Genomic DNA, 290 nt, shown 5'->3' with positions numbered 1-290 from the left:
GGTGACGACGTGATCAACGGCGCCGAAGCGGCCGAGGGCAACCTCATCACCGTTACCGGCACCGTGGGCGGCGACGCCAAGGCCGGCGACACCGTCACCCTGACCGTGGGCGGCCAAGCGTTCACTGGCCTGGTGGGTGAAGACCTCACCTACGCCATCGACGTCCCCGGATCGCTGCTGGCCGGCAACGACAGCATCAGCGCCTCTGTGAGCGGCGAAGACGCTGCTGGCAACCCCTACAGCGCCGACGCCGAGCGTGACTACACCGTCAACCTGGACGCCACCGCCAC

The 290-nt window shown here is 68.6% G+C and carries 1 protein-coding gene; it reads left to right on the top strand.

What is annotated here, in order from left to right; all coding sequences use genetic code 11:
- The coding region (locus IE091_RS15390; RefSeq protein WP_189464049.1) for an Ig-like domain-containing protein at positions 1 to 290 on the top strand (290 nt) is incomplete at both ends.

Source organism: Vreelandella hamiltonii (assembly GCF_014651775.1).
Taxonomy (GTDB): domain Bacteria; phylum Pseudomonadota; class Gammaproteobacteria; order Pseudomonadales; family Halomonadaceae; genus Vreelandella; species Vreelandella hamiltonii.
The sequence above is the reverse complement of the archived record's forward strand: the minus strand, read 5'-3'. Positions and strand labels throughout refer to the sequence as shown.